Source organism: uncultured Nocardioides sp. (assembly GCF_947488025.1).
GTDB lineage: Bacteria > Actinomycetota > Actinomycetes > Propionibacteriales > Nocardioidaceae > Nocardioides.
In genome coordinates this window covers 392,235-403,573 of record NZ_CANKYS010000002.1, presented here as the reverse complement: position 1 = coordinate 403,573, position 11,339 = coordinate 392,235, and the positions used below count along the sequence as shown (strand labels likewise).

Genomic DNA, 11,339 nt, shown 5'->3' with positions numbered 1-11,339 from the left:
TCCTTCTCCCGGCCCACGGACCCTTTGCGTCCCGAGGATCGATCGCCGCGGACACCGTGCCCTCCATCGTGGTTTCGCTGTCGTCCGACGTCATGCCCATAACTGGGCATCGGCGCGCGCCGGTCCTCAGGGCGTGCGGATAGCGTGCCGACCATGCCCCTCGAGCCAGCCCAGCGCTTCCGCGGACCGGTCCTGCCCGACGGCGAGTCGCGCGACCTCTACGTCGTCGACGGCCGCATCACCTACGAGCCCCAGGCGGGGGCCGACACCGCGGCGGAGGGCTGGATCGTCCCGGGCCTGGTCGACGCGCACTGCCACCTCGGTCTCGACGACTTCGGCGCCACCGACGACACGGACACCGAGCGGCAGGCGATCGCCGACCGGGACGGTGGGGCGCTGCTCATCCGTGACGCCGGCTCGGCAGCCGACACCCGCTGGATCCACGACCGCGACGACCTGCCTCGCCTGATCCGGTGCGGGCGGCACATCGCCGCGACGAAGCGCTACATCCGCGGCTACGCCCACGAGGTGGAGCCGGCCGACCTGGCGTCGTACGCCGCCCAGGAGGCCCGCAACGGCGACGGCTGGATCAAGCTCGTCGGCGACTGGATCTCGCGGGACGAGGGTGACCTCACGCCGTCGTTCCCGGCGCAGGCGTTCGCCGACGCGATCGCGGCCGCCCACGCCGAGGGCGCCAAGGTGACGGCTCACTGCTTCGGCCACGGGGTGCTGCCCGGCCTGATCGAGGCGGGCATCGACTGCATCGAGCACGGCACGGGGCTCACCGAGGACCTCATCGACGCGATGGTCCAGCACGGCACCCGGTTGGTGCCGACCGTCATGCAGCTCGACAAGTTCCCCGAGCACGCTGCGGCCGGGCAGGAGAAGTTCCCGGCGTACGCCGACACGATGACCGACCTCTACGCGCGCATGCCCGCCACGATCATGGCGGCCTACGAGGCGGGCGTGCCGATCTACGCCGGGTCGGACGGCGGCGGCATCAGCCGCCACGGCAACATCGCCGGTGAGATCGAGGCACTCGTACGGATCGGGATGCCCGCCCACGACGCGCTCGGCGCGGCCAGCTGGCGTGCCCGCGAGTGGCTCGGGGTCGACGGTCTCGTCGAGGGCGCGTCCGCCGACTTCGTCGTCTACGACCGCGACCCGCGCGCCGACCTGTCCGTGCTCCGCACGCCGACGGCGATCGTGCTGCGCGGGCGTGCAGTCGTCGGCTGACCGCACCGACGACGAAGGGCGGCCACCCGTCCGGGTGACCGCCCTTCGGAGAGCGACGGTGATCAGGCGGTCGCGGCCTCGCCGTCGAGCTCGGCCTGGGCGGCCTTGACGTGCTCGCGCACGGCACGGAGGTCGGCCTTGGTGCTGGTGGCCGTGATCTCCAGCGCGGCGGCCTCCGCGGCCGCGAGGTGCGTCACGGCCTCCGCGTCGGCGGCTGCGGCCTCCTCGAGGCCCTCCACCTTCCTCACGACGTTGACCACGATGCGGAAGTTCTCCACGCGGAAGGAGCGCAGCTCCTTGCGGACGGCCCGGGTGTCGACGGTGCTGTCGGCCGCCTCGACCGAGGTCCGCAGGTCGGCGAGGGTGGTCATCTCGTGGGGTCACTTCGAGCCATGGCCCGAGCCTCCGGTGTGTGGTATCCGCACGCCGGACGACTGCCGGCACCAAACCGATTTGAGCAGCGGTGCCGCGGCGGGGTGGGATGGGCGCGTGAGCACCCTCGTCGACCTCTTCCCACCTCTCGGCCTGCACGTGCAGGCCGGCCCGCTCGAGCTGCGGGGCCTGTCCGACGAGCTCATCCTCGAGCTGTGCGACCTCGCTGAGCAGGGCATCCACCCCCCGGACGAGATGCCGTTCTACTTCCCCTGGACCGCCGCCCCGCCCGGTGAGCTCGCCCGCAACACCGCTGCGTACCACTGGGGCAAGCGCTCCACCTTCTCGCCGGATGACTTCTGCCTCGACCTCGCGGTGCTCCTCGACGGTCGGGTCATCGGCGCACAGGGGGTCGCGGCCCGGAACTTCCCTGTGACGAGGACGGGGGAGACCGGGTCGTGGCTCGGGCGCGAGTTCCAGGGTCGCGGGTTCGGCACGGCCATGCGCCGGGCGATGTGCGAGCTGCTCTTCGACCACCTCGGCTTCGAGGAGATCACCTCGGCGGCCTTCGTCGACAACCCGGCGTCGCTCGCCGTCTCGCGCAAGGTCGGCTACCGACCCACCTCGGTGAGCCGGCTCAAGCGGCGCGAGGGCGAGCTCGCGCTCAACCAGGGCCTCGTGCTGACCCCCGACGACCTCGTCCGGGACGCCGAGCCGATCCGCGTCACCGGGGCCGAGGCCGTGCGCGCGTTCATCGGCCTGGGCGCCGCCTGAGCCCCGGGCGTACGCCGTCCGCGCACCGGATTGGTCGCGCGCGGCCACCGTCTGGCAGAATCGTCCCTCGTGTCCTGCGCGTCCGGACCCTCTCATCCGAGCGACGCAGTGCCCTTCGAAGGACCAGCACCGGTGACCCCACCTGGGAACGGTCCCTCACCCACGACAATTCCTGAGGAGACACCACAAACGTGGCCGTCAAGATTCGTTTGAAGCGCCTGGGCAAGATCCGGGTGCCGCAGTACCGCATCGTCGTCGTCGACTCGCGCAAGAAGCGCGACGGTCGGGTGCTCGAGGAGATCGGCAAGTACCACCCGAAGGAGGAGCCCTCCTTCATCGAGGTGACCTCCGACCGCGCCCAGTACTGGCTCGGCGTGGGCGCACAGCCCTCCGAGGCCGTCGAGGCGATCCTCAAGGTCACCGGTGACTGGCAGACGTTCAAGGGCCTGCCGGGCACCGAGGGCACCCTCAAGGTCAAGGAGCCCAAGCGCTCCAAGCTCGACATCTTCAACGAGGCCCTCAAGGAGGTGTCCGCCGAGTCGAAGGGCTCCGCGACCACCACCAAGAAGAAGGCCGACAAGAAGGCCGACGAGCCGGCCGACGAGCCGGCCGCCGAGGCGCCTGCCGAGACGCCCGCCGAGGTCCCGGCCTCCGAGACCCCCGAGGGTGCCGCCGACGCTGCTGAGGCCGCCGAGACGGTGACGGCCGAGGACGCCGGCAAGAGCGAGGCGTGAGCGACGTGCTCGCCGACGCTCTCGAGCACCTGGTGCGCGGCATCGTCGACCACCCCGACGACGTCACGGTCCGTGACAAGCAGCTGCGTCGAGGCTCGATCCTCGAGGTCCGGGTCCACCCCGACGACCTCGGCAAGGTGATCGGCCGCAACGGCCGCACCGCGACCGCCTTCCGCACCGTCGTCTCGGCCCTCGCCGGCCGCGGCGGCGCGCGGGTGGACTTCGTGGACACCGACCGCCGCCGGTAGCACTTGGCACCGACTGCAGGCGGCAGCACCGCTTTCCACTCCGACCCGGCAGGGATCTCTGATCCTTGCCGGGTCGGTGTCATTTCTCGACGAGTGGGGAGCTTTGCCATGACATATCACGCACGACCTTCCCCATTGATCCCGCGCGCAGCCCCTCGCGGTTGAGTCGCTGGGAGACTCACCGGCGAGTCCCTCTACCCTGAAACCCGTGAGCGATCAGGAGCAGCGGGACATCGAGGTCGTGGTCGGCCGCATCGGCAAGCCCCACGGCATCCGCGGCGAGGTCACCCTCGACGTACGCACCGACGAGCCCGACCGGCGCTTCGCCCCCGGTACGACGCTGCGAGCAGAGGCACCGGCCGGTGCGGACCGGCGTCCGTCGAGCCTCACGGTCGCACGCGCCCGGTGGCACCAGAGCACGCTCCTGGTCACCTTCGAGGAGCTGGCCGACCGCAACGCCGCGGAGGCCGCACGCGGCACCGTGCTCCACTCCACCATCGGCCGCGACGAGACCCCTGAGGATCCCGACGAGTTCTACGACCACCAGCTGGTCGGCCTCGAGGTCGTCGACGTCGACGGCAGGACGCTGGGCACCGTCAAGGCCCTGGTCCACGGCTCGGCGCAGGACCTGCTGAGCGTCAGCACGACCGACGGCCGCGACGCGCTGGTGCCGTTCGTGACCGCACTGGTCCCCGAGGTCGACCTCGAGGCGGGCCGCGTCGTGGTCGCCGACCGTCCGGGCCTGGTGTCGCCGTTCCCCGACGAGGTGACGGACGAGGCCGGGTCGTGAGGATCGACGTCGTCACGATCTTTCCCGACTACCTCTCCCCGCTGCAGCTGAGCCTGCCCGGCAAGGCGCGCGCGAAGGGGTTGCTCGACGTCGAGGTGCACGACCTGCGGCGGTGGACGACCGACCGCCACCGCACCGTCGACGACACGCCCTACGGCGGCGGTGCCGGCATGGTCATGAAGCCCGAGCCGTGGGGGCAGGCCCTCGAGGCGGTCGCACGAGGCGCCACCATCGTCTTCACCACGCCCAGCGGGGAGCCCTTCACGCAGGCGCTGGCCCACGAGCTGAGCGAGCAGGAGCACCTCGTCTTCGCGTGCGGGCGCTACGAGGGCATCGATCAGCGGGTCATCGAGCACGCCGCGACCCTCGGCACCGTGCGGGAGGTCTCGCTCGGCGACTACGTCCTCAACGGCGGCGAGGTCGCCGCGCTCGCCATCACCGAGGCGGTCGTGCGGCTGCTGCCCGGCTTCATGGGCAACGCCGAGTCGCTGGTCGAGGAGTCGCACGCCGACGGCCTGCTGGAGTACCCCGTCTACACCAAGCCGGCCACCTGGAACGGGCGTGACGTCCCGGACGTGCTGCTGTCCGGCGACCACGCCCGGATCGCCGCCTGGCGCCGGGAGCAGGCCGAGCAGCGTACGGCCGCCCGCCGCCCCGACCTGCTGCCGGCGACGGGACTCGTCGGCGCCCTCGCCGACCTCGACGTGCGCCCGGCCGTCCCTGCCGACGCGGGCGAGCTCTACACGCTGCAGCGTGCCTGCTGGCTCCAGGAGCTCGAGGCCAACCCGGGCGTGGAGATCCCGGCGCTGCGCGAGTCGCTCGACGACGTACGCCGTGGGCTGGGGGAGTGGACCGTCATGGTCGCTCGTGAGCCGAGCTCGGGCCGTCTGGTCGGAGCCGTCCGGGGCCGCGTCGACGCGCACGGCGAGTGGGACATCGGCCGCGTCATGGTCGCCCCGGACCTCCAGGGCCGGGGCCTCGGGCGCGCGCTGCTCGAGCTCGTCGAGGGGCTCGCTCCGGCCGAGGTGACGACGTACGTCCTCTTCACCGGCGCCGGGTCGACCGACAACCTGCGGATGTACAAGAAGGCGGGCTTCCGGCTGCGGGCCGACCGGAAGGCCCCGCCGGGTGCCGTCGTGCTCACCAAGGACGTCCGGAAGCGGATTTCACGCTGACGGCCGCGCTCTGGCAGACTTCGCTCCTGGTCCGCTCGAGGCCAGGGTCGCCCGGATGCATCACCCGATGCACCGCGCCGGGGTCCCGCCGTACCGCACCTGCCACAGGGGGCGCGCCGGCCGGCCGCACCGAGCACCAGCCAAGTCCATCACCACCACGATCCGCGGCTGACCTGTGGCACTCGCGAGGAGCAACGTCATGACCAACGTCATCGCCGACCTCGGCACCGCCCTCAAGCGCGACGACGTCCCGGCCTTCCGCGCCGGCGACACCGTCAAGGTCCACGTCAAGGTCATCGAGGGCAGCCGCTCGCGTGTCCAGGTCTTCCAGGGCGTCGTGATCCGCGTCCACGGTTCGGGCATCGGTCGCACCTTCACCGTCCGCAAGGTCTCCTTCGGCGTCGGCGTCGAGCGCACCTTCCCGCTCAACTCCCCGATCTTCGAGAAGATCGAGGTCGTGACCCGCGGCGACGTGCGCCGCGCCAAGCTCTACTACCTGCGCAACCTGCGCGGCAAGGCTGCCAAGATCAAGGAGCGCCGCGAGGCGTGATCCGTCGCACCGCGCCGCGAGGCGTCGGTTCGACCAGGGACTCGTTAGTCTCTGCGAGTGACTTCTGATGGCCGCGGTTCCTCGTCCCTCTCAGCGGGCGAGGAACCGCGGTCGTCGCGTGTGGGGGACCAGTCGGAGGATGGCGCGATGAGTGGTCGCAACCAGCAGGTGCCGGAGCAGAAGACCGGTCGCGGCAAGCGCAAGCAGCTGCCGCTGTGGCAGGAGACGATCCTGCTGCTCGGCGTCGCGCTGGTGCTCGCGATCGTCATCAAGACGTTCTTCGTCCAGGCCTTCTACATCCCGTCGGAGTCGATGGAGCCGGGTCTGATCCTCAACGACCGGATCCTGATCCAGAAGGTGTCCTACTGGGGCGACGGCGAGCCCGAGCGTGGCGACGTCGTGGTCTTCAAGGACCCGGGCGGCTGGCTCCCGCCCATCGACTCGGCCGGTCCCACCAACCCCGTCGCCAAGGTGATGGCCAAGGTCGGGCTCTACCCGACCGGCGGCCACCTCGTGAAGCGCGTCATCGGTGTCGCCGGCGACACGATCGAGTGCTGCGACGGCCAGGGGCGCCTCATCGTCAACGGGCAGCCGCTCGACGAGTCCGACTACGTCAAGCGGGGCGGCGCGACCTGCAACGGCCCGATGCCGACCAACGGCGCGTGCGACGAGAAGTGGACCGTGGGCCCGATCCCAGACGGCCACATGTTCGTCATGGGCGACAACCGCTCCCGCTCCGCCGACAGCTCGCAGAAGATGTGCCAGTCCGACGAGACCGAATGCGTCCCCGGGGACGAGTTCGTCCCCGTCGACCTGGTCGTCGGCAAGGTCTTCGTGCTGCTGTGGCCGGCCGACCGCTTCCGCTGGAACGCCCGTCCGTCCACGTTCGAGGACGTGCCGGACCCGACCCCGTGACGCTCTCCTCCCAGCCGCCGCCCGGGCCGCTGCCGGGCGGGGTGACCGTACGTCGTGACGCCGGGATCTACGGCTACGAGCGCGCGCTGCGCCGCGCCGGGCTGGACCCGATCGCCGGCGTCGACGAGGCCGGGCGGGGCGCGTGCGCCGGACCCCTCGTCGCGGGCGCCGTCATCCTCCCGCCGGGCAGGTCAGGCATCGTGCCGGGGCTCGCCGACAGCAAGCTGCTCACCGAGGCCGCCCGTGAGCGCGTCTACGCCCAGGTCGTCCGCCGGGCGCTCGCGTGGTCGGTCGTGGTGATCGACAACGAGGAGTGCGACCGGCTCGGCATGCACGTGGCCAACCTCGAGGCGCTGCGGCGCGCGGTGGCCCGCCTCGGCACGCGTCCGGCGTACGTCCTCACCGACGGGTTCCCCGTCGACGGCCTCGGCGTGCCGGGCCTGGCGGTGTGGAAGGGCGACCGCGTCGCCGCCTGCATCGCGGCCGCGTCGGTCGTCGCGAAGGTGACCCGCGACCGGCTGATGGTCGGGCTGCACGACGAGTGGCCCGACTACGACTTCCGCACCCACAAGGGCTACATCACCGCCGACCACGAGGCAGCGCTCGCCCGCCTCGGTCCGTGCCCTCTCCACCGGAGGCGTTTCGTCAACGTGCGGCGCGCGGCGGGTCTCGAGCCGGTAGCCGAGGACGAGGTGGCTAGGGTCGGGATCGAGCCGGACAGCACCACCGAGGAGGACCGATGAGCGCCGAGGATCTCGAGAAGTACGAGACCGAGATGGAGCTCACCCTCTATCGCGAGTACCGCGACGTCGTGGGCATCTTCAAGTACGTCGTGGAGACCGACCGCCGCTTCTACCTGTGCAACCAGGTCGACGTGAAGGCTCGTTCGGAGAGCGGCGACGTGTTCTTCGAGGTGTCGATGACCGACGCCTGGGTCTGGGACATGTACCGGCCGGCGCGGTTCGCCAAGAACGTGAAGGTGCTGACGTTCAAGGACGTCAACGTCGAGGAGCTCGCGCCGCAGGACATCGACCCGCCCAAGGACTGACCTCGCTCGTCTGTCCGGGGACGGCTCGGCACTGACCGGGGACTCCCCGCTCGAGCGGGGAGTCCGCCACTTGGCGGCCGTTGCAACCCCCACGAGGTGTCGGACGACCCCTCCAGGTCGAGCCACCCGGCGCCGGTGACCGGTAGTACGCCGACGGGCGGCGTGGCGGGGTCGACGCGAGCCGATGGCCACGAATCGTCCACAGGCGGCTCCCAGCAGCCGTCCTCCACAGCCGTCGCACGACGCGGGCCGCCACGGTCGGTGCGTCACGGTGTGCTGGTGCCTTCCCGATCCCGCACGACCCGGAAGGCACCCACGATGGCCCGACGAGCTGCAGCTTCTCCTTTCGCCCTCGACCCCGCGGCCGAGCACCGTCGCCGGCTCGGCGAGCGCGGCGAGTCCATCGCGGCGCGACACCTGTGCGGGCTCGGGCTCGTCCTGCTCGACCGCAACTGGCGTTGCGACGCGGGCGAGATCGACCTGGTGCTGCGCGACGGCAACGTCCTGGTGATCTGTGAGGTCAAGACCCGCAGCTCCACCGACTACGGCGAGCCGCTCGAGGCAGTCGACCAGCGCAAGGCCGACCGGCTGAGGCGGCTCGGGGCGCGGTGGCTCCTCGCGCACGACTGCCATCCCGACGACGTCCGCATCGACGTGGTGGGGGTCCTGACGCCCCGCGGCCGGCCGGTCGAGGTCGAGCACGTCGAGGGGGTCGGCTGATGGCCTTCGCGACCGCTCGCTCGCTGGCGCTCAAGGGCGCCGACGGCCACGTCATCGACGTCCAGGTCGACGTGTCCCCGGGCCTGGTCAGCACCACGATCGTCGGCCGGGTGGACAAGACCCTGTCCGAGGCGCGCGACCGGGTGCGGATGGCGATCAACAACGACTGCGGACGGTGGCCGTCGACCAAACGGGTGACGATCCTGCTCGCGCCCGCCGACCTCCCGAAGAGCGGCACCCACTACGACCTCGCGATCGCGATGGCGGTCATGGCTGCAGACAAGAAGCACGACGAGCTGACGCCCGACCTGCTCGACGGCTGGGCGTTCATCGGCGAGCTGTCCGTCGCCGGGGCGCTGCGCCCGGTGGCCGGGGTGCTGCCCATGGTGATCGCCGCCGCCGCCCACGGCATCACCCGCGTCTTCGTGCCCGAGCCCCAGGCGGGCGAGGCCGGCCTCGTGCCCGGGATGACGGTCTTCGGTGTGAGGTCGCTGGCGCAGGTGTCCGCGGTGCTCCGCGGCGCCGAGGTGCCCGAGGCCGACCCGGTCGTCGGACCGTCGTCCAGCCCCCTCGCGACCTGGCGCGGGGAGGACCGTCTGGCCGAGGTCGACCTGCGCGACCTCGACGGGCTCGAGGACGTCCGCTACGCCGTCGAGGTCGCCGCTGCGGGCGGTCATCCGACGATGTTGATCGGCCCGCGTGGCACCGGCAAGACGTCGATCGCCGAGCGCATCCCGACGATCCTGCCCGACCTGACGACCGAGCAGGCGCTCGAGGTGACGGCGCTGCACTCGGTCGCGGGCGTCCTCCCGGAGGGGAGCGGGCTGGTGCGCCGTCCGCCGTGGTTCGCCCCGCACCACTCAGCGAGCGCCGCCAGCGTGCTGGGAGGCGGCACCGGACGGGTCCGGCCGGGCCAGGTGAGCCTGGCCCATCACGGTGTGCTCTTCCTCGACGAGTTCCCGCACTTCCGGGCCGACGTGGTCGAGGCGATGCGGCAGCCGCTCGAGTCGGGGGAGGTGACGATCGCCCGCGGCGAGGAGTCGGCCACCTACCCCGCCCGCTCGCTGGTGGTCCTGGCCGCCAATCCGTGTCCGTGCGGCAACTTCCACGGCCTGTCCGGCGGCAGCTGCGACTGCAACGAGGTGCAGCGCTCCCACTACCGCCGCAAGCTCACAGGTCCGATCCTCGACCGGGTCGACATCTGGATGGACGTACGACCACAGGGCCGGCGCCGGGGGGCGTCCTTCGGCCCCGAGCCGGAGTCGTCCGCGGACGTGCGGGCCCGGGTGGTCGAGGCGAGGCTGCGCCAGGCCCGTCGCTTCCGCGACTGCGCGTGGCTGCTCAACGCGTCCTGCCCGGGCCCGGTCCTGGTGGAGCGGTGGCCCCTGGAGCCCGGGGGCCAGCGGCTCATCGACAAGGAGCTGTCCGACGGCAAGCTCACCCGGCGCGGTCTGACTCGCGTGCAGCGACTGGCCTGGACGGTGGCCGACTGTGCAGGGGTGGCGAGGCCGGGCGAGCGCGAGGCCGAGATCGCGTTGGTGCTGCGGTCCGACGACAGCGCGCGCTCCCTGCCGGCGCGCGTCGTGCGAGTGGCGTCATGAATGGCGCACACCTGCGGTCCGCGCCGCCCGGCGACGAGCCGACGAGCCAGGTGCCCGAGGCCGAGCGCCTCGCCCGGGTGGCCCTGAGCTGCGCGGTGGAGCCCGGCGACGGCACCACGTCGTCGCTCGTCCGCCAGATGGGCGCGGAGCGCGCGCTGGAGAAGTCGCGGGCCGCGACCGGGGGCGAGCCCGGGGAGATGCTGGCGCAGAGGCTGGCCGAGGTCGACGCGGTCCGCCAGCTCGACCAGGCCGCGCGGTGCGGCATCCGCTTCCTCGTCCCGGGCGACGCCGAGTGGCCCACCAGTCTCGACCAGCTCGACGACGCCATCACCGTGGACGGGTTCGGAGGCACGCCTCCGGGTCTCTGGGTGAAGGGTCCGATGCCCCTCACCGAGCTCGCCACCTCGGTCGCCGTCGTCGGCTCACGAGCGGCGTCGGTCTACGGCGTGGAGATGGCCCGCACGGTCTGCGAGCACCTCGCGCTCTCCGGGGTGCCGGTCGTCTCGGGCGGGGCGCTCGGCATCGACTTCGAGGCTCACGACGCCACGCTGTCCGCCGACGGCACCACGGCCGCCGTCCTGGCCTGCGGGGTGGACCGGGTCTACCCCCTGCAGAACCGGCCCCTCCTCCAGCACCTCGCCGCCGAGTTCGCTGTCGTGTCCGAGCAACCGCCGGGGTCGGCGCCGACGCGGCCGCGCTTCCTGGCCCGCAACCGGCTGATCGCCGCCATCACCAGCGGCACCGTCGTGGTCGAGGCGGCCCTGCGCAGTGGCGCGCTCAACACCGCCGGGTGGGCCGAGAGCCTGCTCCGCCACGTGATGTGCGTGCCGGGTCCGGTCACCAGCTACACGTCCCGGGGCGTCAACAACTTCCTGCGTGAGGGCCGGGGCACCGTGGTCACCCACGGTTCCGAGGTGCTCGAGCTCATCGGTGCAGCGGGGGAGCACCTCGTCGACCCGCCGCGGGGTGAGGAACGGCCGCGCGACGGGCTGACCCCGACCGAGCAGAACGTCGTGGAGTGGGTGCCGGTCAGCGAGTCGGCACAGGTCGACTCGATCTCACGCCTGTGCGGGCTCCCTCTGCGCACCACCGAGGGGGCTCTGCGCCGGCTGAGGTCGAAACGGTTCGTCCAGCTCACCGACGACGGCTGGCGGCTCGCGCCTGACGTGTGAGACG

14 protein-coding genes are annotated in these 11,339 nt (G+C 72.0%); 13 read left to right on the top strand and 1 reads right to left on the bottom strand.

All coding sequences use genetic code 11. The features are described 5' to 3' along the window. Window positions 1-153: 153 nt before the first annotated feature. The gene (locus Q1B24_RS05350) at window positions 154-1,236 is read left to right on the top strand and encodes an amidohydrolase family protein (RefSeq protein ID WP_299924332.1); all 1,083 of its coding nucleotides are present in this window, start codon (window positions 154-156) and stop codon (window positions 1,234-1,236) included. Window positions 1,237-1,298: 62 nt separating this feature from the next. On the opposite strand, the gene Q1B24_RS05345 is transcribed toward Q1B24_RS05350, so the two are convergent. After that, the gene (locus Q1B24_RS05345) at window positions 1,299-1,607 is read right to left on the bottom strand and encodes a hypothetical protein (protein ID WP_299924329.1); all 309 of its coding nucleotides are present in this window, start codon (window positions 1,605-1,607) and stop codon (window positions 1,299-1,301) included. A gap of 118 nt (window positions 1,608-1,725) precedes the next feature. Here Q1B24_RS05345 and Q1B24_RS05340 point away from each other — a divergent pair, with 118 nt between their 5' ends. From Q1B24_RS05340 to dprA, 12 genes are all read left to right on the top strand, one after another. After that, complete coding sequence (locus Q1B24_RS05340) at window positions 1,726-2,382, top strand: GNAT family protein (RefSeq protein WP_299924326.1); 657 nt, start codon at window positions 1,726-1,728, stop codon at window positions 2,380-2,382. Window positions 2,383-2,573: 191 nt separating this feature from the next. Next, the gene (rpsP, locus tag Q1B24_RS05335; RefSeq protein ID WP_299924323.1) at window positions 2,574-3,116 is read left to right on the top strand and encodes a 30S ribosomal protein S16; all 543 of its coding nucleotides are present in this window, start codon (window positions 2,574-2,576) and stop codon (window positions 3,114-3,116) included. A gap of 5 nt (window positions 3,117-3,121) precedes the next feature. Beyond that, complete coding sequence (locus Q1B24_RS05330) at window positions 3,122-3,364, top strand: RNA-binding protein (RefSeq protein ID WP_299925111.1); 243 nt, start codon at window positions 3,122-3,124, stop codon at window positions 3,362-3,364. A gap of 208 nt (window positions 3,365-3,572) precedes the next feature. Further along, a complete protein-coding gene (gene rimM, locus Q1B24_RS05325; protein ID WP_299924320.1) occupies window positions 3,573-4,154 on the top strand; it encodes a ribosome maturation factor RimM in 582 nt (193 codons plus the stop codon). Continuing rightward, on the top strand, window positions 4,151-5,329 hold the full coding sequence (trmD, locus tag Q1B24_RS05320; protein WP_299924317.1) for a tRNA (guanosine(37)-N1)-methyltransferase TrmD: 1,179 nt from the start codon (window positions 4,151-4,153) through the stop codon (window positions 5,327-5,329). Before rimM ends, trmD begins: the two co-directional genes overlap by 4 nt. A gap of 199 nt (window positions 5,330-5,528) precedes the next feature. Further along, window positions 5,529-5,879, top strand: a complete 351-nt coding sequence (rplS, locus tag Q1B24_RS05315; protein ID WP_299924314.1) for a 50S ribosomal protein L19 — start codon at window positions 5,529-5,531, stop codon at window positions 5,877-5,879. A gap of 147 nt (window positions 5,880-6,026) precedes the next feature. After that, entirely contained in the window at window positions 6,027-6,794 is a 768-nt protein-coding gene (lepB, locus tag Q1B24_RS05310; RefSeq protein ID WP_299924311.1) for a signal peptidase I, read from the top strand. Between the two features lie 41 nt (window positions 6,795-6,835). Further along, window positions 6,836-7,537, top strand: a complete 702-nt coding sequence (locus Q1B24_RS05305) for a ribonuclease HII (protein WP_299925108.1) — start codon at window positions 6,836-6,838, stop codon at window positions 7,535-7,537. Further along, on the top strand, window positions 7,534-7,842 hold the full coding sequence (locus Q1B24_RS05300) for a DUF2469 domain-containing protein (RefSeq protein ID WP_172259171.1): 309 nt from the start codon (window positions 7,534-7,536) through the stop codon (window positions 7,840-7,842). The genes Q1B24_RS05305 and Q1B24_RS05300 overlap by 4 nt, the downstream gene beginning before the upstream one ends. A gap of 318 nt (window positions 7,843-8,160) precedes the next feature. Continuing rightward, on the top strand, window positions 8,161-8,562 hold the full coding sequence (locus tag Q1B24_RS05295; RefSeq protein WP_299924301.1) for a YraN family protein: 402 nt from the start codon (window positions 8,161-8,163) through the stop codon (window positions 8,560-8,562). Further along, window positions 8,562-10,163, top strand: a complete 1,602-nt coding sequence (locus tag Q1B24_RS05290) for a YifB family Mg chelatase-like AAA ATPase (protein ID WP_299924298.1) — start codon at window positions 8,562-8,564, stop codon at window positions 10,161-10,163. The genes Q1B24_RS05295 and Q1B24_RS05290 overlap by 1 nt, the downstream gene beginning before the upstream one ends. After that, entirely contained in the window at window positions 10,160-11,335 is a 1,176-nt protein-coding gene (gene dprA / locus Q1B24_RS05285; protein ID WP_299924295.1) for a DNA-processing protein DprA, read from the top strand. The genes Q1B24_RS05290 and dprA overlap by 4 nt, the downstream gene beginning before the upstream one ends. The last annotated feature ends 4 nt before the right edge of the window (window positions 11,336-11,339 follow it).

What these genes read in the sequence shown, in the direction of transcription:
- lepB (WP_299924311.1), top strand. Translation starts at nt 6,027, where the DNA reads ATGAGTGGTCGCAACCAGCAGGTGCCGGAGCAGAAGACCGGTCGCGGC.
- rplS (WP_299924314.1), top strand. Translation starts at nt 5,529, where the DNA reads ATGACCAACGTCATCGCCGACCTCGGCACCGCCCTCAAGCGCGACGAC.
- Q1B24_RS05300 (WP_172259171.1), top strand. Translation starts at nt 7,534, where the DNA reads ATGAGCGCCGAGGATCTCGAGAAGTACGAGACCGAGATGGAGCTCACC.
- Q1B24_RS05290 (WP_299924298.1), top strand. Translation starts at nt 8,562, where the DNA reads ATGGCCTTCGCGACCGCTCGCTCGCTGGCGCTCAAGGGCGCCGACGGC.
- Q1B24_RS05350 (WP_299924332.1), top strand. Translation starts at nt 154, where the DNA reads ATGCCCCTCGAGCCAGCCCAGCGCTTCCGCGGACCGGTCCTGCCCGAC.
- Q1B24_RS05345 (WP_299924329.1), bottom strand. Translation starts at nt 1,607, where the DNA reads ATGACCACCCTCGCCGACCTGCGGACCTCGGTCGAGGCGGCCGACAGC.
- dprA (WP_299924295.1), top strand. Translation starts at nt 10,160, where the DNA reads ATGAATGGCGCACACCTGCGGTCCGCGCCGCCCGGCGACGAGCCGACG.
- Q1B24_RS05295 (WP_299924301.1), top strand. Translation starts at nt 8,161, where the DNA reads ATGGCCCGACGAGCTGCAGCTTCTCCTTTCGCCCTCGACCCCGCGGCC.